Source organism: Empedobacter stercoris (assembly GCF_020281205.1).
Taxonomy (GTDB): Bacteria; Bacteroidota; Bacteroidia; order Flavobacteriales; family Weeksellaceae; genus Empedobacter; species Empedobacter stercoris.
Map to the genome: position 1 here is coordinate 1 of NZ_JACXZC010000022.1, position 22,805 is coordinate 22,805.

General features: G+C 31.7%; 23 protein-coding genes and 6 tRNA genes. 18 read left to right on the top strand and 11 right to left on the bottom strand.

The window, feature by feature from the left end; all coding sequences use genetic code 11:
* Positions 1-137: 137 nt before the first annotated feature.
* Positions 138-1,784, bottom strand: a complete 1,647-nt coding sequence (locus IF125_RS10345) for a Na/Pi cotransporter family protein (protein ID WP_225542415.1) — start codon at positions 1,782-1,784, stop codon at positions 138-140.
* Between the two features lie 277 nt (positions 1,785-2,061).
* Here IF125_RS10345 and IF125_RS10350 point away from each other — a divergent pair.
* From IF125_RS10350 to IF125_RS10370, 5 genes are all read left to right on the top strand, one after another.
* Positions 2,062-2,135, top strand: a tRNA-Thr gene (locus IF125_RS10350).
* Between the two features lie 17 nt (positions 2,136-2,152).
* Positions 2,153-2,234: transfer RNA gene (locus IF125_RS10355), tRNA-Tyr, on the top strand.
* Between the two features lie 7 nt (positions 2,235-2,241).
* Positions 2,242-2,318, top strand: a tRNA-Thr gene (locus tag IF125_RS10360).
* 40 nt (positions 2,319-2,358) lie between these two features.
* Positions 2,359-2,432: transfer RNA gene (locus tag IF125_RS10365), tRNA-Thr, on the top strand.
* Positions 2,433-2,464: 32 nt separating this feature from the next.
* Positions 2,465-2,546: transfer RNA gene (locus IF125_RS10370), tRNA-Tyr, on the top strand.
* Between the two features lie 94 nt (positions 2,547-2,640).
* Here IF125_RS10370 and IF125_RS10375 read toward each other — a convergent pair.
* A complete protein-coding gene (locus tag IF125_RS10375) occupies positions 2,641-3,399 on the bottom strand; it encodes a 5'-methylthioadenosine/adenosylhomocysteine nucleosidase (RefSeq protein ID WP_171622030.1) in 759 nt (252 codons plus the stop codon).
* Positions 3,400-3,617: 218 nt separating this feature from the next.
* Here IF125_RS10375 and IF125_RS10380 point away from each other — a divergent pair, with 218 nt between their 5' ends.
* Both IF125_RS10380 and IF125_RS10385 read left to right on the top strand, forming a co-directional pair.
* On the top strand, positions 3,618-4,271 hold the full coding sequence (locus IF125_RS10380) for a hypothetical protein (protein WP_225542416.1): 654 nt from the start codon (positions 3,618-3,620) through the stop codon (positions 4,269-4,271).
* A 55-nt stretch (positions 4,272-4,326) separates the two neighbouring features.
* A complete protein-coding gene (locus tag IF125_RS10385) occupies positions 4,327-4,653 on the top strand; it encodes a DMT family transporter (protein WP_225542417.1) in 327 nt (108 codons plus the stop codon).
* Between the two features lie 68 nt (positions 4,654-4,721).
* On the opposite strand, the gene IF125_RS10390 is transcribed toward IF125_RS10385, so the two are convergent.
* From IF125_RS10390 to IF125_RS10400, 3 genes are read right to left on the bottom strand one after another with little or no spacing between them, the layout of a single operon-like run.
* Positions 4,722-6,074: a UDP-N-acetylmuramate--L-alanine ligase gene (locus IF125_RS10390; RefSeq protein WP_188319807.1), complete on the bottom strand. Its 1,353-nt coding sequence runs from the start codon at positions 6,072-6,074 to the stop codon at positions 4,722-4,724.
* Between the two features lie 18 nt (positions 6,075-6,092).
* Positions 6,093-6,977: a lysophospholipid acyltransferase family protein gene (locus IF125_RS10395; protein ID WP_171622026.1), complete on the bottom strand. Its 885-nt coding sequence runs from the start codon at positions 6,975-6,977 to the stop codon at positions 6,093-6,095.
* Between the two features lie 19 nt (positions 6,978-6,996).
* On the bottom strand, positions 6,997-7,752 hold the full coding sequence (locus tag IF125_RS10400; protein WP_225542418.1) for an NUDIX hydrolase: 756 nt from the start codon (positions 7,750-7,752) through the stop codon (positions 6,997-6,999).
* A gap of 114 nt (positions 7,753-7,866) precedes the next feature.
* Between IF125_RS10400 and IF125_RS10405 the strand changes: the two genes are divergently transcribed.
* From IF125_RS10405 to IF125_RS10440, 8 genes are all read left to right on the top strand, one after another.
* Positions 7,867-9,975: a M3 family metallopeptidase gene (locus IF125_RS10405; RefSeq protein WP_225542419.1), complete on the top strand. Its 2,109-nt coding sequence runs from the start codon at positions 7,867-7,869 to the stop codon at positions 9,973-9,975.
* A gap of 95 nt (positions 9,976-10,070) precedes the next feature.
* Entirely contained in the window at positions 10,071-10,802 is a 732-nt protein-coding gene (locus tag IF125_RS10410) for a YebC/PmpR family DNA-binding transcriptional regulator (protein ID WP_225540470.1), read from the top strand.
* An 82-nt stretch (positions 10,803-10,884) separates the two neighbouring features.
* Positions 10,885-11,292, top strand: a complete 408-nt coding sequence (locus IF125_RS10415) for a hypothetical protein (protein WP_225542420.1) — start codon at positions 10,885-10,887, stop codon at positions 11,290-11,292.
* Positions 11,293-11,423: 131 nt separating this feature from the next.
* Positions 11,424-11,508: transfer RNA gene (locus IF125_RS10420), tRNA-Ser, on the top strand.
* A 330-nt stretch (positions 11,509-11,838) separates the two neighbouring features.
* Positions 11,839-12,774, top strand: a complete 936-nt coding sequence (locus IF125_RS10425; protein ID WP_225542421.1) for a site-specific integrase — start codon at positions 11,839-11,841, stop codon at positions 12,772-12,774.
* A gap of 30 nt (positions 12,775-12,804) precedes the next feature.
* Positions 12,805-13,059, top strand: coding sequence for a tyrosine-type recombinase/integrase (locus tag IF125_RS10430; protein WP_225542422.1), 255 nt, complete (start codon positions 12,805-12,807; stop codon positions 13,057-13,059).
* A 76-nt stretch (positions 13,060-13,135) separates the two neighbouring features.
* The gene (locus tag IF125_RS10435; RefSeq protein WP_225542423.1) at positions 13,136-13,336 is read left to right on the top strand and encodes a hypothetical protein; all 201 of its coding nucleotides are present in this window, start codon (positions 13,136-13,138) and stop codon (positions 13,334-13,336) included.
* Between the two features lie 848 nt (positions 13,337-14,184).
* Complete coding sequence (locus IF125_RS10440) at positions 14,185-14,613, top strand: cold shock domain-containing protein (protein ID WP_171623696.1); 429 nt, start codon at positions 14,185-14,187, stop codon at positions 14,611-14,613.
* Between the two features lie 10 nt (positions 14,614-14,623).
* Here IF125_RS10440 and IF125_RS10445 read toward each other — a convergent pair whose 3' ends face one another.
* Positions 14,624-14,827, bottom strand: coding sequence for a (4Fe-4S)-binding protein (locus tag IF125_RS10445; RefSeq protein ID WP_171623695.1), 204 nt, complete (start codon positions 14,825-14,827; stop codon positions 14,624-14,626).
* Between the two features lie 57 nt (positions 14,828-14,884).
* Positions 14,885-15,052, bottom strand: coding sequence for a hypothetical protein (locus IF125_RS10450; RefSeq protein WP_225542424.1), 168 nt, complete (start codon positions 15,050-15,052; stop codon positions 14,885-14,887).
* A gap of 243 nt (positions 15,053-15,295) precedes the next feature.
* Between IF125_RS10450 and IF125_RS10455 the strand changes: the two genes are divergently transcribed.
* On the top strand, positions 15,296-15,541 hold the full coding sequence (locus IF125_RS10455; protein WP_171623693.1) for a hypothetical protein: 246 nt from the start codon (positions 15,296-15,298) through the stop codon (positions 15,539-15,541).
* Between the two features lie 58 nt (positions 15,542-15,599).
* Here IF125_RS10455 and IF125_RS10460 read toward each other — a convergent pair whose 3' ends face one another.
* From IF125_RS10460 to IF125_RS10475, 4 genes are all read right to left on the bottom strand, one after another.
* Entirely contained in the window at positions 15,600-16,112 is a 513-nt protein-coding gene (locus IF125_RS10460; protein WP_225542425.1) for a hypothetical protein, read from the bottom strand.
* Between the two features lie 78 nt (positions 16,113-16,190).
* A complete protein-coding gene (locus IF125_RS10465; protein WP_225542426.1) occupies positions 16,191-17,630 on the bottom strand; it encodes an MBL fold metallo-hydrolase in 1,440 nt (479 codons plus the stop codon).
* A gap of 138 nt (positions 17,631-17,768) precedes the next feature.
* Positions 17,769-18,356 carry a methyltransferase domain-containing protein gene (locus tag IF125_RS10470; RefSeq protein ID WP_188319031.1) on the bottom strand — a complete coding sequence of 196 codons (588 nt, stop codon included), beginning with the start codon at positions 18,354-18,356 and terminating at the stop codon, positions 17,769-17,771.
* Positions 18,357-18,364: 8 nt separating this feature from the next.
* Complete coding sequence (locus tag IF125_RS10475) at positions 18,365-19,168, bottom strand: sulfite exporter TauE/SafE family protein (protein WP_171623689.1); 804 nt, start codon at positions 19,166-19,168, stop codon at positions 18,365-18,367.
* 221 nt (positions 19,169-19,389) lie between these two features.
* Between IF125_RS10475 and IF125_RS10480 the strand changes: the two genes are divergently transcribed.
* Positions 19,390-20,712, top strand: coding sequence for a M16 family metallopeptidase (locus IF125_RS10480; RefSeq protein WP_225542427.1), 1,323 nt, complete (start codon positions 19,390-19,392; stop codon positions 20,710-20,712).
* 14 nt (positions 20,713-20,726) lie between these two features.
* Positions 20,727-22,769: an insulinase family protein gene (locus IF125_RS10485; RefSeq protein ID WP_225542428.1), complete on the top strand. Its 2,043-nt coding sequence runs from the start codon at positions 20,727-20,729 to the stop codon at positions 22,767-22,769.
* Positions 22,770-22,805: the final 36 nt, after the last annotated feature.

Consider the following 22,805-nt stretch of genomic DNA (forward strand, 5'->3'; position numbering starts at 1 on the left):
AATTTAGCACTTGGCTAATCATTGGGGGCTAGCCCCCAATGATTTAATTTGAGTTGCACTTATTTGTTGAACTTAGATTCTAATTTTATTGAAAATATAGTTGCCACACAATCAAATTTCTTTAAACTTACAAATTTCTACTGATTTTTTAGCTTAACAATTGTTGTATTCGCTTTATAAAGATGATCGCCAAGAATTTCGTAATACTGAATCAAATCTTTGTAGAAAAGCGCACTTGTAGTCATTAACTTTTCTTTTTCGATCGTTTTCATCAGATTTGTTTCTGCTTCTTTGTAAATAGCATTAATTGTTTTTTCAATAAATTCGGCTTGTTTAATCGAAACTTCTTCTTGTGTTTCGTTCAGGTTTTGATTTAAAATTCGAGTCGTTTGATCCAAATTATCTTGAAAATCGACCAAATAAGATCTCATTTTTGGGGTGAAATAACTATTGGTCATACGACGACGACGGTGAATAGATGATATTTTAATCGCAATATCACCCACACTTTCCAAATGATGACAAAGCGTTATCAACTGATGAATAGCAATGGTATTTTCGTTTGGTAAATCTAAATCAGCAATTTCATTTAAAAATTCATTTACCTCACGTTCCAACTGATCGCCTTCTTTTTCAAGTTCTAAAATACGTTCGCGAAAAACCAAAATCTTTTCTTCATCACTTTCCGTAATCATTCGTCCAAGCGTATAAATCGTTTGTTTAGTTGTGGAAGCAAGTTTTAACAATTTCTTGTTTGCTTCGTTTTTATAGAGATCAGAATTTGTACCAAATGGAATGGCATAAAATTCTAATTTATTATCAGTTTGCTTGATCGAAAAATATTTTTTCTGACAATAAAAAGCCAATTTATTAATGAAAGGAGTAAGAAAAACAACCCCTACCAAATTACTAATTGTATCAAAAGTAATAAGTTGTACGGCAATATTTGTCGAAAACGTAGAACCTATAAATTTTAATAAGAAACTTGCAAGTAACATAAAAATAATTGCAACCAGGATATTAAATAATGTATGGAATGCAGCTACTATTTTTGTGTATTTATCACCGATTGCAGCTACTAAGTGAGCCGTAAAAGTCGTCCCTATATTTGCTCCTAAAACTATCATTGCTGCTAATTCGATAGGTAAACCTTTACTTGCTAATAGAATCGCAATTGTAATAGAAGCCGAAGAGAAATGAACCAAAACGGTCAGTAAAACACCAAAAAAGATGAATAATAAATTTGTTAAAATTCCATAGTTCGCTAAATCTTGTAAAAATTCTTGTAATTTTTGATGACTTTCTATAGAAGGCAAGAATGTTTTTAAGAAATACAACGATAGAAATAATAGAGAAAGTGAAAACAGAATTCCTCCAATTTTTCGTTGATTTCGTTTTTTCGATAGATAAAAAGGAAAGGCAATTAATACCAGAGGCAAGGCAATTTGTATTAAATCGAATTTCAATCCAAAATAAACCAACCACAAAGTAAGCGTTGTTCCGATGTTTGCACCTAATATCAATCCAAATGCTTTTCGCAAATTAATCAAACCTGCGTTTACAAAACCTAATATAAATACACTTGCAGCTGACGAAGATTGTATGGCAGTTGTAAAAAGAGTTCCTGTAACAATTGTAGAAAAATTGTTTTTGGTTAGTTTGTTTAATGTACGTTTAAAATTCGATCCAGATAAGGCCTGTAAATTTTCGCTCAATAATTTTATCGCAAAAATGAACAACGCAATTGCTCCGAAAAGTTGCAAAATTTGTATGATAAGATGCATTAATGATGAATTGACTACAAAAATAAGTACTCTAATGTAAATAGAATATTATCTTTTTTACTTTTATTAAAAAAAAGTTTATTTTTTTTTAAATTCTAAAATTCTGATTTTCAAAATTGAAGTTAAGATTTATCAAAAACTTCTTCTTTTTTTTGAAAAAACATTTGCGAGTTTCGAAAAACTGCCCTAATATTGCACCACGAAAAAGGAACAACACTTCTCTTGAGAAATTAAATTCTTGTTTTCGATTTGAAATATTCAAATAACAAATATTTTTGCCGATGTAGCTCAGCTGGCTAGAGCAGCTGATTTGTAATCAGCAGGTCGTGGGTTCGAGTCCCTCTATCGGCTCAGCAAAAATATAGGTTGGGGAGATACTCAAGCGGCCAACGAGGACGGACTGTAAATCCGTTGGTTTCACCTTCGCAGGTTCGAATCCTGCTCTCCCCACAAAATTGCCGATGTAGCTCAGCTGGCTAGAGCAGCTGATTTGTAATCAGCAGGTCGTGGGTTCGAGTCCCTCTATCGGCTCCAAAAAAGTTTATATTTTACTTTTAAAACAAAAATAACAATCGCCGATGTAGCTCAGCTGGCTAGAGCAGCTGATTTGTAATCAGCAGGTCGTGGGTTCGAGTCCCTCTATCGGCTCTTCTTTTTTGAAGAATACTTTATTATTAGGCGGGGAGATACTCAAGCGGCCAACGAGGACGGACTGTAAATCCGTTGGTTTCACCTTCGCAGGTTCGAATCCTGCTCTCCCCACACTCCATTTAATTATTGGAATAAAATCATCACTTGCTTGATGATTTTTTTATTAATGTGTGCATCAAAAAAAGCCCTTTAAAAAAAGGACTTTTTACTTGATGATATTCTTTATAATTTCGATCGAATAAACATTCGAAACTTTCTCTATAAAACTATTAAAATCCATTGTCGAATGATCATCTGCATCGTCTGATATTGTTCTAATAATGATAAAAGGAATTCCAAATTCATAACAAACTTGCGCTACCGCTGCTCCTTCCATTTCGACACAAAGAATTTCGGGTAAATTTTGTTGAAGTTTTTCTTTTTTTGCAGTTGTCGAGAAAAATAAATCTCCTGATCCTATTAAACCAACGTGTAACTGAGGCTCGTGAATATTAAATTTATTCAAATCTTTTTCGGAAATAACATTGTGAAGATGCTGTTCTTCTAATAAATCTAATATAGCGGTTGTTGCTATTTCTAATTGAAAAGGATTGGCTTCGAAATAAGCTTTTCCTAACATTGGAATTTCAAAAGTAGGAAACAAAGGAGAGGCATTCATGTCATGTTGAATTAAACTTTGCCCCAATACGATATCGCCTATTTTTACGTTAGAATGGATTCCTCCTGCAACACCTGTAAAAATTAATTCTGTAATTTTAAACTCTAATATTAAGGTAGAAACTGTTGTAGCTGCTGCAACTTTACCAACTCGTGAATAAACTACAACAACTTTTTGATTATTTAATTCACCTGTATAATAATGTCTTTGACCAATTTCGTGTTCCTCTTTATTTGATAATAAGTTAACTACACCATTTATTTCTTGAGGTATAGCACCCATTATTCCAATTATTCTTTCGCTCATTTTTAAAATTTGTAAGCGAAGGTACCAATTTATTTTCTGTATTTATAAACTGAACAATATATCTCGTAGATTAAAATAAAAGGTAAGCAAATGATAATCAAACAAGTGTTTAAAATATTTTTTATCATGATACAAAAGTAGACTATTTTTAGAATATGTTAAAAATCAATTGTGAATTCGTGTAGGCTTATTGTACTTTTGTGCAATAAATGTTTGAAATGAAAAAAATATCTATAGCACTTGTATGTTGTATGTCTGTTATGCTGATGAATTGTACAAATAAGTCAGAAGAAAATGTGGTTGAAAAAGAAGTTAAAACTGAAGTAACAGTTGAAGAACCAACCGAAATCGTAGAAGGTGTAATTCGTAAGTCTGCAGTAGAATGGACAGCTTATAAAACAACTGATAAAGTTGCAGTTTCAGGACGATTTGATGTCGTTTTAGTGAAAGATGCAAATGAAGAAGGTAAAACACCTCAAGAAGTTTTAGAAGGCGCAAATATTTTAGCTTCTATTGCGACTTTAAATTCTGATCAAATTGATCGTGATCAAAAATTGAAAGATATTTTGTTTGGAAATATGATCAATACAAGTGAAATCAAAGGTCAATTACACTTTAGAGAAGGAAAAACATTTTTGAATTTAACCTTAAATAATACATCGAAAGAATATGAAGTGAAATCATCTTTTGATGATAATACATTTGCAATCGAAGCCGATGTCGATTTAATGGACTTTAATACAACTAAAGCAATGGATGCTTTAAATCAAGCGTGTTTAGAGTTGCACAAAGGTGCTGACGGAATTTCTAAAACGTGGAGCGAAGTTCACATCAAAGGACAAGTAGAATTTAGTGATAGTTTCGGTAAATAATAGTATAAATAATTAATTTTGAGGCTACATTTTTGTAGTCTTAATTTTTATCAGAATGAATTGGATTATTTTATTGATAGCAGGTTTGTGCGAAGTAGGCTTTGCATCATGCTTAGGAAAAGCTAAGGAAGCAACTGGTAATGAGACTTATTTATGGTATAGTGGATTTTTATTCTTCTTAACCATAAGTATGGTTTTACTGGTAAAAGCTACCCAAACCTTACCAATAGGAACAGCTTATGCTGTATGGACAGGAATTGGTGCTGTGGGAACTGTTTTAGTCGGGATTTTTATTTTTAAAGAACCTGCAAGTTTCTGGCGAGTTTTCTTTTTAACAAGTTTAATCTGTTCGATAATAGGATTAAAATTTGTGTCAAATTAATGGAATGAACCAAATTAAATTATTCATAAAAAAGGAGAACATGAAATTTCAGGTTCTCCTTTTTTTATTTATGCTTTGAATAGTTCATTCAGATCAACTCCACCAAAGTTTCCAGAGCTCATCATCAAAAAGACCTTCTCTTTTTTATCCAAACTTTCGATGTATTGTTTTAATTGCTCCCCATTTGTAAAGACTAAAATAGAATCGTCACCAAAAGCTTTTTTGATATCTTCTGGAGAAATCATTGGCATACGTTTTATTTCTAAAGCCTCAGGGCTATACATTACAATTTTGATATCAGCTTTATCTAAAGCGCCTTTGTATTGTACTAAAAATTCAGGATTCAAAGAAGAATACGTATGAATTTCCAAACAACCTACAACAGTTTTATCCGTATATTGTTCTTTTACCGCATTGGTAACCGAAGTTACTTTACTTGGTGCATGTGCAAAATCTTTGTACGCAACAAAATCAGAGGTACGGTTAATTAATTCCAAACGTTTAGATGCACCTTTGAAAGATTGAATTGCTTCATTGAAATCATCATCCATTACACCTAATTGTTTACAAATCGCACGCGCACCTTCTAAATTCATTAAATTATGGTTACCAAAAACTTCCAATGGAATTGGACCATCTTCTGTTTCGATAAATGTAACTCCGTTCTCTATAAAGTGTTCTGGTAAATGATATGAAAACTTCTTAATTGCTTTTTCGGTTTCTTCTACCACTTTTACAACTTCTTCGTCTGTTTCGTTATAGATTAAAGCACCTCCATTAACGATAGAATCGACAAATTTTGAGAATTGAGAAGTATAATCTTCAAACGTAGGGAAAACGTTGATGTGATCCCAAGCAATCCCAGATATTAAAGCAATATTAGGTTGATACAACAAAAATTTAGAGCGACGATCTAAGGCTGATGATAAATATTCGTCACCTTCCATAATCATAAATTCGTTGTCATCTGTTAGTTTTACCATCACATCAAAACCATCCAATTGTGCACCGACCATATAATCAACATCGATGTTGTGGTAATGCAAAACATGTAAAATCATCGATGTAATGGTTGTTTTTCCATGAGAACCACCAATTACAACACGTGTTTTGTCTTTTGATTGTTCGTATAAATATTCTGGATATGAATAGATTTTTAAACCTAATTCTTGTGCACGTAACATTTCAGGATTATCAGCATGAGCATGCATTCCTAAAATAACAGCATCGATATCAGCTGTGATTTTTTCTGGATACCATCCCATTTCTTCTGGCAGAATTCCACGCTGAGCTAAACGAGTTTTCGAAGGTTCGAAAATAGCGTCATCAGAACCTGTAACTTGATATCCTTTTTCGTGCAAAGCAATTGCCAGATTATGCATAGCACTTCCGCCAATTGCAATAAAATGAACTTTTTTCATTTTGTATGTTGTATTCTTTTAGTCTTTTTTATTTTCTTCGTCGTATCCCATTTCTTCGAAATCATCAAACTCTTCGTCATCTTCGTTTAGATAATCATCCAATGATTTTTCGCTGTTTTCTGCAAGAATTTCGTCCATTGGTCGAACTTTATTAAATTCTGGAGCTTGTTCAATTGCATTCATTATTTTTTGCATAATAGCATCACTCGAATCATTTTCGTAATCAATATCCAATGGTTCTTTAAAAGTCATTGTTGCATTAATTCCTCTTTTTTTGATGCGCAAACCTTTTTTATCAAAAGCTCTACGAAAACCATCAATTACAACTGGAATAACAATAGGTTTATTTTTTTTGATTAAATGCGCAGTTCCACGGCGACCAGGGGCAAATGCAGTTGTGGTTCCTTGCGGAAAAGTTACAACCCAACCACTTTGCAAGGCGATATCGATATTGTTAATTTCTGATAAATCAACTTTTCGATTTACATTCTCTCCTTTTGCACGCCATGTTCTTTTCACTGTTACCGCTCCTGTATACGCGAATAACTTTGTCAAAAGATTATCTTTCATCGTTTCTTCTGCAGCAACGTAATAAAAATCAATCTTAGGGTTTAGTAGATAAATCGGATTTTTGATGGTATCAATAAATCCATTTTTCACACTACAAAATACATGATACATCGCAAATACATCTGCAAAATAAGTTTGATGATTTGAAACGAATAATACATTTTGAGCAGGTAAATCGACTAAGTTTTTTGTTCCAGTAACTTTTAATTTATTAAAACCATTGTAACGGTTATACGTAAAAGATCCCAATAAGAAAATCAATGATCTTTTTAGGAAATATAAATGTCCAAATGAATCGCGAAATGCGTTCTTTTTCTTTGCTTTTTGAGACACGAGTTCTTAATTGTTTAATTTACAAATTTAATAGGATTTTTAGATAATCTTTAAATTCTTCTAAAATCATTGCTGTTGCACCCCAAAGATATTCATCATTACCGATGTTGTAACCTGGAATTTCAACCACTTGACCAGAAAATTCTCTTTCAAAAACCTCGTAATCAGCATTCAAAAAAGCTTCCAAATTTAATGGAACAACATATTGTACTTCTCGTTCATCAGGGTTAAACAAAGGTTCTCCGTGATATATACCAATATAAGGATAAACCAAAAAGTTACTTGGCGGAATGTACATTTCACTCAGTTGTCGAATAATTTCGATATTTTCATAATCTACACCCAATTCTTCTACCGTTTCGCGAATAGCCGTTTCATCAAAACTGATATCATGTTCTTCAAACTGTCCGCCTGGTAAAGAAAATTGATGAGAATGTGCACCATCATACGATACACGCATCGTTACAGGAAATTCTATTTCTCCAAATTCATTTTGATACAATAAGATCATGACAGAAGCACTTCTTGGATTGGTACGTTTTACATATTCTAAATCAAATTTTTGACGATATGGAGGCGAAAGTTTTTCATGTGATTCCCAATTTGGTAATTCCTCTACACTTTCGGCTAATAAATATTTTAATTCTTCTAAATCTAAATACAAAATTTGTTGATTTTTAAGGTCATAAAAAAGAGTGAAATCTCTTCCACACTCTTCTTCAAAGGTAATTATTTTAGGTGAAAATAAATCAACCTTTTCAAGAAGCTTTATCAATTATTTAAGGCATAGAGAATGAGGTTGAAAGTCATATTCTAATCTTCAACACATTAATATTTTTGAAACTTTGAGTTATAAGTTTTAACTTCGTTAAGTTTAAAATAATATAAAATGTTCAATAAAAAACTTTTTTACGGAATGATGGTTGGTTCTTCAATCTTAGCCACTTCTTGTAGTCAAAAGTCAACAAATACGATGTGGAACGATACAAATCCTTTTTTCGAGGTAAGCAAATTGCCTTACCAAACAGCTGATTTTACGAAAATTAAGAACGAAGATTTCAAACCTGCTTTATTGCAAGGAATGGCTGAACAATTAGCTGAAATTAATAAAATTGCAACGAATCCTGCAGCACCAACTTTTGAAAATACGTTGGTTGAAATGGAAAAATCTGGACAACTTTTAACTCGTGTAAGTCATGTTTTTGGATTATTGACAGGAGCAAATACAAACGAAACATTGCAAGCAATAGAGGAGGAGATGTCTCCTAAATTTGCAGCACACAGCGATGCAATTTATTTGAATGATCAATTATTTCAACGTATAAAAAGTTTATACGAAAATAAAAAATCGTTGAACTTAGATAAAGAATCTGCTCGATTGTTAGATGTGTATTACCAACGATTTGAATTGGCTGGTGCTAATTTAACTTTATCGCAGAAAGACGAATTGAAAAAATTGAATGGAGAAATCGCTTCACTTGAAACAAAATTCTCGAATCAATTATTGAAAGGAACAAAAGCTGGGGGTGTAATCTTTACAAAAGAAGAATTAGCAGGATTAAGCGAAGCTGATTTGGAATCGTTCAAACAAGCAGATGGAACATATTTGATTAGTTTATTAAATACAACACAACAGCCAGAATTACAAAATATGTCGAATCCAGTATCACGAAAAAAATTATTTGATGCAGCTTGGATTCGAACAGAAAAAAATGATGAAAATGATACGCGTGCTACAATTTTAGCTTTGGTAAAAAGTCGTGCGGAGAAAGCTAAATTGTTAGGTTTTAATAACTATGCAGAGTGGAATTTACAAGATCAAATGGCACAAAATCCTACTGCTGCAAAAGGTCTTTTGAATAAAATGATTCCTGCTGCAACAGCAATGGCGCAAAAAGATGCATTAGAATTTGAAACTTTAGCAAAAAAAGAAAATTCGTCAAATACTTTATCAGCTGCAGATTGGAATTATTATGCTGAAAAAGTGCGTAAAGAAAAATATGACTTAGATGAAAATGAAATGAAATCTTATTTTGTTTTAGAGTCTGTTGTAGAAAATGGTCTTTTCTTTATGGCGAAAGAATTGTACGGAATTACATTCAAAAAACGAACGGATATTCCAACTTGGCACGAAGATGTAAAAGTGTACGAATTGTTTAATGAAGATGGTTCACAATTAGGATTATTCTATACAGATTATTTCAAAAGAGATTCTAAACAAGGAGGTGCTTGGATGAGTAATATCGTTGAGCAATCGCACTTATTCGGGACAAAACCTGTAATCTATAATGTAGGTAATTATACAAAACCTGCAAAAGGTCAACCTGCGTTGATTTCGTATGATGATGTGGTTACAACTTTCCACGAATTTGGACATGCTTTACACGGTTTTTTTGCGAATCAAACTTACCCAACCTTATCAGGAACGAATGTTTCGAGAGATTTTGTTGAGTTCCCATCTCAATTTCACGAACATTATGTAACAGAGCCTTCTGTACTAAGAAACTACGCAAAACATTATCAAACAGGTGCTACAATTCCTGATGCGTTAGTAGAAAAAATGAAAAAAGCAGCTAACTTTAACAAAGGTTATACATTAACAGAATTACTTTCTGCAGCATCGTTAGATTTGTCTTGGCATACAGTTTCTTCAGATCAAACAATAACGAATGTAGATGAATTTGAGAAACAAGCATTGATAGCGAATAAAACAAATTTACCACAGGTTCCGCCACGTTATCGTTCTACGTATTTTAGCCATATTTTTGGGGGAGGTTATGCAGCAGGTTACTTCGCTTATATTTGGGCAGAAATGTTAGATCATGATGCATACGAATGGACATTAGAAAATGGAGGAATGACTAGAGAAAATGGTCAAATTTTACGTGATAAAGTTTTCTCTCAAGGTAATTCGGATAACTTGAATGAAGTGTACAAAAATTTTAGAGGTAAAAATCCATCAATTGAACCGATGTTAAAATACCACGGATTGAAGTAATCAGTCTAAAATAATAACAACTTAAAAATCCAGGACATAGTTCTTGGATTTTTTTCGTATTATGAATAAATTTGCAACTATTAAAACAAGTATAAATGGGAAGAGCATTTGAATTTAGAAAAGGACGTAAATTGAAACGTTGGGCGGCAATGTCTAAAGCGTTTACTAAAATTGGGAAGGATATCGTAATGGCAGTAAAAGCAGGAGGGCCTGATCCGCATTCAAATTCTCATCTTCGTGCGGTAATTCAGAATGCCAAAGCGGTTAATATGCCGAAAGATAATATCGAACGCGCAATCAAAAAAGCATCTGATAAAAATACAGAAAACTATAAAGAAGTAATTTTTGAAGGTTATGGACCGCATGGAATTGCAATGTTAGTTGAAACTTCTACAAACAATAACAACCGTACAGTTGCCAGCGTTCGTTCTTACTTTAGTAAATGTAATGGACAATTAGGAACACAAGGTTCTGTTGAATTTATGTTTGATCATATTTGTAATTTTAAAATTCAAAAACCTGAAGGGGTTGATATGGAAGAATTAGAATTTGAAATGATCGATTTTGGTGTAGAAGAAGTTTTTGAAGATGAAGATGGAATTGTGTTAATTGCACCTTTTGAGAATTATGGAACAATCTTTAAATCTTTAGAAGAGGGCGGATACGAAATTATATCATCAGAATTTGAAAGAATTCCTCAAACAACAAAGGAATTAACAGAAGAAGAAAGAGCTGACATCGAGAAATTGTTAGAGAAATTTGATGAAGATGAAGACGTGAATAACGTGTATCATACAATGAAAGAGGATGACGAAGAAGATGAATAATATCTTTTCTGAAAACTATAATTTATTAAACCATTCAATTTAATTGAGTGGTTTTTTTTATCTTTAAAGCTAAATTGTATTCATGATCAAAACACTTACAATTTTAGGTTTAGTTTTGCAGTTTTTAGCTTTTTGGATGGCAGCTCCAGAAATTTTAGGAGCAGATTGGTTGAGAAAAACAGAAGACCTAATACGTAAAATGATTCGTCAAATCCCTCAGCTAATATTAGCTGTTTTTGGAATGTTTATGGGAATGATGTTTTATCATTCAATTAGTTCTTTAATTGTATTTATTTCAGTGCTTATCATCGTAGGGGTTATGTTGCTTTTTTATAAAAAATTAGAACAAATTCTTGATGACAAAATTTCACGACCATTAATTGAAAAATTAATTTTAAATGATGCTTTCCGATTTACTTTATTAAAGTTTGCAGCATTATTTTTTACACTTGGTTTCATAATTCAGGTCGGTTTAGTCCTTTTTACCTAATTATTTTAAAAAATAGTTATTTGATAATGAATTAACTAACAAGTTGTATAAAAAAAACTTTAAATCAAGGTTTGGTAATTCGAAAAAGCGTTCTATATTTGCACTCGCAATACGGCAATAAACGCTGTGTAGGAGAGTTGGCAGAGTGGTCGAATGCGGCAGTCTTGAAAACTGTTGAGGGTCACACCTCCGGGGGTTCGAATCCCTCACTCTCCGCAACTTTAAACAAAGTTGATTCAAATAACCTCTATTTTTAACGAAATAGAGGTTTTTTATGCAATAAACTTTCAGATTAAAACATTTGTTTCAGAAAAACAGCGACTATTTAGCGACCTATTTTAATTTCAAAAAAAGGTCGCAGAAATATTAAAGAAATAAGTCCTATCCCTTTACCCAAAAGAGATAGTAAAAAAGGACAATGAAAATACCCTAACCTTTTTCATAGCCCTTGTCATAGCCTAACCAAGAACGTGTCCAATAGATGAACATCTTGATTCTACACTAATAACACTTTAAATTTTATCTAACCAATAAAAATTGAATCAGATGAGACAGAATCTTAAAATTAATGTTGGTCCACATAACTCAAAGACCAATAAACAAGGACTACAACCAATATACTTTACAATCCGTATAGCCAATAAACGCTACGAATTCTCCACAAAAAAATACATCGATCCTAAAACGTGGGACCACAAAAATTCCAAAATCAAAGGAAAGACAGAAGAAGCCTATTCAATTAATGGTTACCTAGAAGTCATCAAATCTAAAATAATTAACCTCGAAATTCAATACAGCTTACGTAATGAAGTTTTAACAATAGAAGAAATAAAACAATTCCTTAATTCACAAGGCAACGCAAACAAACGTATGCTAGTACCTATCTTCCATCAACACAACGATCAATTAAAAAAAATAATCAACAAAGAAGTCGCACTTGGAACAATAGAACGCTATGAAACCACACTAAAGCACATCAAAGAATTTCTAAAACATCAATACATAGCTATTGATGATATCGACCACGCTTTTATTATGGATTTAGATTTCTATTTTCGAGCCGAACGCAAATGCAACAATAACACAACAGTCAAATATATTAAGAATTTCAAAAAGATAATTAGAGAATGTATGGCAAAAGATTGGATTCAAAAAGATCCATTTGTCAATTATAAACCGAAAGTCGAAAAAGTAGAACGAATCTTTCTTTCGCAAGAGGAAATCTATGCGATTTACGAAAAAGAACATTGCACTGAAAGATTAAACCTTGTAAGAGATATTTTTATTTTTTCCTGCTATACAGGTTTAGCCTATATTGATATTTTTAATTTAACGAAAAACCATATCGTAAAGGGTATTGATGGTCAATTGTGGATTCATACTTATAGACAGAAAACTTCTACTCCTACAAAAATTCCATTATTAAATATTCCGTTAGACATAATCGAAAAATACAAGGAACATTTTTTATGTCAAAACTGAAAATTATTACCTGTATTCAGTAACCAAAAGATGAATGCATACCTTAAAGAAATTGCAACTTTATCTGGGATCAATAAAGAACTGACTTTTCATTGTGCTAGACATACGTTTGCAACAACGGTAACACTTTCCAATGGTGTACCAATCGAATCAGTTTCCAAAATGTTAGGTCATACAAATATCACGACAACGCAACATTATGCAAGGATTACGGAACAAAAAATTATTCATGATATGGAACATTTAAAAAATGTAATTCAAAACAGAAAGATATTTCAACTATAAATTTAATTTTTAGAATTGTTGAATTTGTATTAAATTTCTGAATAATAACAATTTAACTAACCGTAATCAAAATTAGATGAGTCAAGAATTAATTTCGAAATTCAGCAATTTTGAATTACAATTAGCTGAATTAAAGTTTGCATGTGATGATCCAATCGAAGAGTCTAAAAAAGCAATCGCTTTAATTACAGACTTCTTAGATCAGATCCAAATGATTTTAACTACTCACCAATTTAATTCATTGCAAGACGAATTAGATTATTTCAAAAAAGACTAACCAAAAATTTACGAGAAGTTACATTATTACAAATCATTAAAAGTAATAGAAGCCAAGAAAGACTCATTTTGTTTGGATGTAAAACAAGAGATTGAAATCTTAGAGGCCTCAAGAGATAGCCTTAAAATTTTTCAAGACCAAGAGATTTTAATGCTATCTTATTGTAACACCAGTTCATTGGAGGAAGAAGAAAAGCGCGGGTTCAGAAAACTAATGCGACACTATAAATTATTAATTTAGTGTTGTTATGAGCTAAAATTATACAAGATTAACCCTTCAAGAACTATTTAAAATTGAGAAATATTTAGATCAAAAACTTTCCATTTCATCCATTGCTATTTTATTAAATACATTTTGTCGTACTTCATCACTTCGTAGATAATAAATTTAATTATTTTAGTTTAGATTTTAGTATTTCATAAGGTGTTTTTCCTTTAAATGATCCATGTGGTCTGTTGAAATTACAAAATTTCTGTATTGTTTGTATATCTATTGTGTGGTTTTAGTGGGATAAATTTATGAATTGAAGATGAGTTTTTTTGATTGTAGATTTGCAACTAATTCAGTTGCTTAATTTTTTGTATCTTTGTGCAATAATTGGTTTACAAAGCTTCTTTTATTTGCTTTACTGTACAAATTTATCGCTTCAGTTTATGTTTAGCACTTAAACTTTATTATCAAATTGGTACTACATTTTTTATCCAAGCATTTTATTAGTAATAAAAGCGTAAGCTATTTTACAGATTTAGTTTTCAAATTTTTTATTTTTAAAATTTGAAAGAAAATATAAAAATTAAAAGTTTTTCAAGTAAATCGGGTTAAATTCAAATTATAAAAAATATATAAATATGGCAGATTCATATTCTAAGAAAGAGAATATCAAGAAAAAAGAGAAAAAAAGACAAGAAAAACTTCTTCAAAGAGAAGAAAGAAAAACAAATAACAACAAAGGAAAATCATTAGAAGAAATGATTGCTTATGTTGATATCAATGGAAATTTAACAGATGTTCCTCCACATTTACAAAATAGAGAAGAGGATTTGTTAAGTCGCCAAGAAAATCCAAATACAGCGTTTGATCCTACACAAGTTTTTACGGGTGTAATCAATTCTTTTAATGAGAAAGGATTTGGTTTTATTACAGAAGAAAAATCAAACGATAGCATATTTTTTCACCAAAGTCAATTGAAACAAGAAGTGAAAAAATATGATAAAGTAACTTATAAGAAAGAAATTTCTGAAAAAGGTTTCAGAGCTATCGAAATCAATAAAAAATAATAGTTTAGTATTATTTAAAACTTAAAGCACCAGAAGGACATTGAGAAACTTGTTTCTTAATTTCTTCGCTGCTTGCGTTTTCAGGTTTTATCCAAGGTTTTTCTTTAGGATGATATACTTTTGGGAGTAATTTAGTGCAAATTCCTGCATGCTCGCACAATTCAGGTTTCCAAATTATGGTAACTTCTCCGTTCGTGTACTCGTGTTGGCTCATTTTTTTGAATTTTAATTGATTGAAATTACTCAAAAATGTTCAATATTAAAAATTAAATTAATCTTTATTAATCTTTGTGCTTTTCAGTTGTATACTTTCAATTTTTATCGTAATCCCTGACATTTCAGCTAATTTAGTGGCAATATTTAGACCTAATCCCGAACCAGAAATATGTACAGTTGCATCATTTTCTGCGCGAAAAAATCGTTCCTGTACGAGTTTCAAATCATCTGCATTTATTTCAAATCGTAAAATATTATAACATCACTTCCGATGATTGTCAACATTTTGTTTTGAATTAATATTCAAATGTCTTAATGTTTAGTTACTCTTAAAAGTAAATAAGGGAATCTTAAGAATGGCAATATACTGGAAAATTAGTCATGAATAAAAGTTAATAAATCGTAAAAAAGAGGTTTTTAAATAGAAATAATTGTAAATTTGTTATTGGTTTATAAAGCAGGTAAAATGGAAGAGATTTTAAGCAATGAAAAAGAAGAAAAGTTTTTAAATTATTGGGAAAACAGGTTTACAACAATTTTTAAAAACAATACAAGTTGGACAACTTTGTTTTTGACTGTGAACAAATCTACTTTTCCAGATTCATTAAATATTGAAACATTTTGTAAGAAATTTATGCAGGATTTCAATATGAAATTAACATATAAGCTTGATGAATCTGATAATGAATACGATTTAACAATAACGAGATAAGATAAAAAATCTCCTTTCAAATTTTTGTAAGGAGATTTTTTTTATTTCTTTCTTACAGCTATTTCAATTTGAAACTATTTACAATAGAAACAAAATCACTTTTCATGATATCTCGGTCTTCGAAACTACAATATTGTAGAATTTGATAAACAAACTCTTTTGTTTCGATAACAGTTTGCAAAAAATAAATGTGACCAGATTCGGGTTCATTTGTCTCAAATTCAGCATAAGCGAAATTGAATCCTTGTTGATACGAAACATAAGGTTTTTTTAGATATTTAAATCCGTTTTGTGTCGTATACGGCTCTATAGAATTCAATGTATAGTCGATCATATCTAATTTAGGATCGGCTAATTTTAATTCATCTTTATGCTCGAAAATTAAAAATCCGTACGAATTTGGTTTTGGTGCAATACTTTCAAATTGAATAGTTGCATAGTCATTTAATCCAATTGTGCGCTGATAATCTTTCGGAATTGTTAATACAAACGATTCAGCTCCACGTATTTTTTGTTGAGCAAAAAGTGTTGAGCAAAAGAGTAGGGTACAAATGAATACTATATTTTTCATGTATAATGTTTGAGTTGAAGAATACGAAAATAGCCTTGGTGTTCCAAGGCTATAACGTTATTTATTGCAAAAAATTGTTTATTTCGTTGAGCAAGAATTATTTCCCAATTGACATGGAGAGGTTCCTTCTACTATTTTAACGCCTTCTACTTCTTTTATTTTACCAAAACCTCCTGCTACATCAATTAAATTTTCGTAACCACGAGCACGTAAAATAGACGTGAAAATCATCGAACGGTATCCACCAGCACAATGTACTAAATAAGTTTCTTCTGGATCGATTATTTTCATTGATTCGTTGATAAAATCTAATGGAGCAGTAATTGCATCTTCTACATGAGCAGTTTCGAATTCTCCTGGTTTACGAACGTCTAAGACTTTTAATTCTGTTTCATCAACTAATTCGACAAATTCTTCAGGTGAAATAGAAACAATTTCATCAAAATCCTTTTCTGCATCAAGCCAAGCTTGGAAACCATTGTTCAAAAATCCAATCACATTATCATATCCAACACGTGCTAAACGTGTTACCGCTTCTTCTTCTGCACCAACTTCTGCAATTAGTAAAATTGGTTGTTTGATATCTGTAATTAACGTTCCAACCCATGGAGCAAAATTTCCTTTGATTCCGATGTTAATTGAATTTGGAACAAATCCTTCTGCGAATGTTTGCGGATCACGTACGTCTAAAATTAAGGCGTTTGCGTCTTCAGCAACTTGAATAAATTCATCAGGCGATAAAGCTTTATTGGCACGTTCTTTTACGACGTCTAAAGATTCTACACCCAATTTATTCATCATCACATTTTCTGGAAAATAGAAAGGAGGAGGCATTAATCCTGAAGTTAATTCTGTAATAAACTCCTCTTTTGTCATGTTAGGATTCAATGCATAATTTACATTTTTTTGATTTCCTAATGTATCAAAAGTTTCTTTACTCATATTTTTACCACAAGCAGAACCAGCTCCATGCGCAGGATAAACAATAATATCATTCGCTAAAGGCATAATTTTGTTTCGTAACGAATCAAATAAATAACCAGCTAATTTCTCTTGTGTTAAATCTGAATTTAATTTTTGAGCCAAATCAGGACGACCAACATCACCAATAAATAATGTATCTCCCGTAAAAATTGCATAATCTTTACCGTTTTCATCCTTCAATAAATAGGTTGTACTCTCCATCGTATGACCTGGGGTATGCAACGCTGTAATCGTAATATTACCTAAAGTAAATACTTCTCCATCTGTCGCAATATGCGCGTCAAAACTTGGTTCAGCTGTTGGACCATAAACAATTGTTGCACCAGTTTTTTGGGCTAAATCGACATGTCCAGAAACGAAATCAGCATGGAAATGTGTTTCAAAAATATACTTGATTTTTGCGTTATCTTTTGTTGCTTGATCAACATAAGATTGTGTTTCTCTCAACGGATCAATAATTGCAACTTCACCATTGCTTTCTATATAATAAGCACCTTGTGCAAGACATCCGGTGTAAATTTGTTCAATTTTCATAAGTATGAATTTAGTGTGTAAAAATACAAATAATTAAATTTAGAACTTTCCGTTAATGGACAAATTCTGATACTTTTTGTTTATTTAAAATCAAATAAGATTGATAGTTAACGCTAAAACTATGAATGAAATCATAGGTTATTTTGTGATCTTTTTTAAATTGATAAACAATTCATTTCCAGCTCGTGGAGGAATTGAGTTGTAACATTCTTCCATGACTTTGAAATCAAAATAATCGTTGAAATAGGTATGGTATTCGGCTTTGTTTCCGCCAAAAGGAGGAGTGTCATTTCCAAAATCTCTGTTGAATAAAACACCAACCAATTTACCATTTTCCGCTAATAATTGATTCATTTTGATGCTATACTTTTGGCGTAATTCAGGGTTTAAAGCACAAAAAAATGTTTGCTCTAATATCAAATCAAATTGATCATCTAATTCGAAAAAGTCTTTGTGAAGAACTTTTATATGAGGGTTGTCTTTAAATTTTTCTTTTATTTTTTCGACTACAATTTCAGCTATATCAATTAATGTGATGTTTGTAAAACCTTTTTCCAAAAGATATTCAGCTTCGTAAGCATTCCCGCACCCCGGAATTAAAATACGGATATTTTTATCTTCTAATTGATCAATATAAGCTTTTAATGGAGTAGAAGGGGACTTTAGATCCCAGCCAGTTTGGTTATTGATATATTTATCATTCCAAAAATTTTCGTTGAATTCCATATGATAAATTATTGAATTATAAATTCTTCGATGAACATGAAAACAGCCATTAAGATAATGAAAATTGCAAATGTTCGTTTTAAAAATTGTACAGGTAAAAATTTGTTAATGTAGGTTCCAACAAAAATACCAGCCATAGAAATTCCAATAAAAACACTTAAGAATTCCCAATCTATTTTGATGTGAAATGCATCACCAATAAAAAAACCTATTAACGAATTAATCGCAATGATGACTAATGATGTAGCCGAAGCCTTTTTCATATCCAATTTTGCGACCATCATCAAAGCAGGGACAATTAAAAATCCACCACCTGCACCAACCATTCCTGTTAATCCTCCAATCAAAAATCCTTGAATTAATAAAACAGGATTTAATTTTTCATCTCGCTGAACGATTTCCGTTTCTTTTTTACCTTTTAGCATAGAAACTGCTGCAAATATCATTAGAAACGCAAAAAGACCAAACATAGCCATTCGACGTGTGACGATAAAATCACCTATAGAAAATAAATTACTCGGAAGTGCTGGAATTAAAAAAGCACGAACCAACGTAATTCCAATAACTGCAGGTACACCAAATTGATAAACAACTTTCCAATCGACCATTTTTTTAGAAGCTTGCTTTATTCCACCAACTAATCCTGTAGAACCAACTATACATAAAGAATATGCAGTTGCAATTCTCTCGTCGAAATGAAAAATATAAGCTAAGATAGGTACAGCTAAGATAGAACCGCCACCACCAAGAACTCCCATGATAAGTCCAATGAAAAAAGCACCTACGAAACCAAAAAACTCTATAAAATCCATTTTCTTTCTCTCGATTTTTACAAATCTATAGTAAATACTAAAACATTTACTATAGGTTTATTCATAAATAATGTTGTAAATTAATAGAAATGCCTACTAAATCAATAGACATGTGCTATTTTACATTTTTTTAATATTAATGCAAATTTGGTGTAACATTTTTGAAAATACTGCTACTAATGTTACATAAGTAAATTGATAAAAACTTTAAAAACTACTAAATGAAGAAACTTTTTATGTCTATCTTATTTGTAGGTTCAGCACTTTTTGGACAGCAAATAGAATTTGATGAGTATACTTTACCAAATGGATTACATGTTATCCTTCATCAGGATAATTCAGCTCCAGTAGTGACAACTGGTGTGATGTATCACGTAGGATCGAAAGATGAACAAGTTGGTAAAACTGGATTTGCTCACTTTTTTGAGCATTTATTATTCGAAGGGACAGAAAATATCAAAAGAGGAGAATGGTTCAAGATTGTTTCTTCTCATGGAGGATCAAATAACGCGAATACAACGACTGATAGAACATATTATTACGAAACATTTCCGTCAAATAATTTAGAGTTAGGATTATGGATGGAATCAGATCGTTTGCGTCAGCCAATCATTAATCAAATTGGAGTTGATACTCAAAAAGAGGTTGTAAAAGAAGAAAAACGTTCTCGTTTAGACAATCAACCTTATGGAAGATTTTCTTACGGAGAAGCCGTTAACCCGCATGTTTTCAAGAAAAGTGGATACCGTTGGAGTGTAATTGGTTCGTTTGAAGATTTGAGTAATGCCAAATTAGAGGATTTTAAACACTTTAGTCAACAATACTATGTGCCAAATAATGCAGTGTTAGTGGTTGCAGGAGATTTCAAGAAAGAGGATGCTAAGAAATTAATTGAAAAATATTTTGGTGTAATTCCTCGTGGAAAAGAGGTTGTAAAAACAGTAATTCAAGAAGATCCAATTACGACTGAAGTGCGTGCAACGGAGTATGATTCTAATATTCAGATTCCTTTGTTAGCTATTAATTATCGTACTCCAGATAACAAATCGAAAGATGCCTATGCATTAGAAATGTTATCAAGTTATTTAACAGGAGGAAAATCCTCAGTTTTATATAAAAAATATGTTGATGAGAAGAAAGAAGCTTTACAGATTTTTGCTTTCAATCGTCAAATGGAAGACTACGGAATCTATTCAATCGGAATTTTACCTCAAGGAGAAGTTTCGTTTGATAAATTAGAAAAAGATTTACAACAAGATATAGAGAAAGTACAAACGAATTTAATTTCTGAAGAAGATTACCAAAAAATCTTAAATGGAATCGAAAATAGTTTTGTTGCTTCAAAATCAGGCGTTCAAAATATTGCACATGCTTTGGCCGATGCATATATGTTGGGTGGAGATACAAATAAAATCAACGAAGAATTGAAAATCTATCAATCAGTTTCGAGAGAAGATATCAAAAATGTTGCGAAAAAGTATCTTAACAAAAACCAACGTGTAATTATCCACTATTTACCAGAATCTAAAAAAGCTGCCAAATAAAAAACGACTGAATTATGAAAACAAAGATATTATCTCTTGCGATTGCTTTTATGGCAGTTAGCGTAAATGCTCAAGTTCAAATCCCTATGCCTAAACCAGGTCCAGCGCCTACGGTTAACTTAGGGAAATCAAACGAATTTAAACTAAAAAATGGTTTAACGGTTATCGTTGTAGAGAATCACAAATTACCTCGCGTTTCTGCGACATTAACAATTGATAATCCACCTTTTGCATTAGGTGCTAAGAAAGGTGCAGAATCTTTATTGAGTGAGATGTTAGGAACAGGAACAGTTTCGAAATCGAAAGATGAATTCAATAAAAGAATTGAGTTTTTAGGTGCTCGTGTTAACTTTTGGGAAGAAGGTGCTTCGGCAAGTTCTTTGACAAAATATTTTAACGAGATTTTTGGTTATATGGCAGATGGTGCTTTAAATCCAAATTTTACTGAAAGCGAATTTGCAGATGTTAAAAAACGTTACATCGAAGGTTTAAAAGCGAATGAGAAATCTGTAGAAAGTGCAGCTTCTCGCGTTTCTAATATTTTAGTTTACGGAAAAAACAATCCTTTCTCTGAGTTTGATACACCAGAACAAATCGAAAAAATAACGTTGCAAGACGTAAAGGATTACTACAATACCTACTACAAACCAAATAATGCTTATTTAATCGTTGTTGGAGATATTTCAACAAAAGATGTAAAAGCATTAGCCGATAAAAACTTCAAATCGTGGAAAGCTGGACAATTAAATATTCCTGCTTTTCCTAAAGTTGAAGAAGTAACAAAAACAGAGTTAAATGCGATTAATATGCCAAATGCAGTTCAGTCTGTTGTATCGGTATCTTATCCAGTTCAATTGACGAAGAAAGACCCTGATTATTACGCTTCATTAATTGCTTCTTCTATTTTAGGAGGAGATTTCAACTCAAAATTAAACATGAATCTTCGTGAAGCACACGGTTGGACATACGGTGCACGTGGAGGAGTTTCTGATTCTCGCTATATCGGTCGTTTCAATACAAATGCAACTGTTCGTAACGAAGTAACAGATTCTGCTATTGTCGAAACGATGAAAGAGATTAAAGGAATGACGGTAAATAAAATCGATCAACAAATGTTGGAAGATGTAAAAGCGAAATTCTTAGGAAACTTTATTTTGACATTAGAAAGTCCTTCAACTGTTGCAGGTCAAGCTTTAACGAAAAAGACGAATCAATTATCGGATAACTTTTATGCCGATTATATCAAAAATATAAACGCAGTTACAGTAGATGATGTGTTACGTGTTTCGAAAAAATATTTCCGTCCTGATCAAGCGAAAATTAATGTAACTGGAAAGTTAGAACAAATCGCACCCGCTTTAGAAAAATTGGGTTATCCTGTAACATATTACGATTCTTATGGTAATAAAATAGATAAACCAACCTCTGGAGCAAAATCGACAACAACTACAATAACTCAAATTACAGATAATTATTTGAAAGCGATTGGTGGAGCGGATAAAGTAAAAGCTGTAAAATCATTGGTTCAAAAAGGGAAAATTGAAACAATGGGAATGAGCGGTGATTATACTAAAAAAGATTTAGCACCAAATAAAACGTTGACTGTAATGAGTCTTGGCGGAATGAATGTTACTCAAGCTTTTGATGGAGAAAAAGGTTTTTATAATGTTGGTCAGAAAATTGATTTACCAGCTGAAATGACAGCTCCTTTAAAGAAAACAAACTCTTTATTTGCTCCTTTATCGGAAGGATATAAAACTGCTAAAGTAGAAGGAATCGTTTCTGAAAACGGAGTTGAATATTACAAAGTTGTTGCTGCAGAAATTTCTCGTACAGATTATTATGATATAAAAACTGGTTTATTGATGAAGTCTGAACAAGTAATGAAATCTCCTCAAGGTGAGATGGTCGCAACGACAATAAATAAAGGTTATAAATCTTTTGATGGTGTCTTGTTGCCTTCTGAAATGACAACAGAAGCTGGACCTCAAACAACTAAAATTACAATTGATACAGTAGAAGTAAATAAGAACGTTACAGAAGCTGATTTTAAATAGAAACAATTCTTTTAAATATTTTTCAAGTTAAAAGGC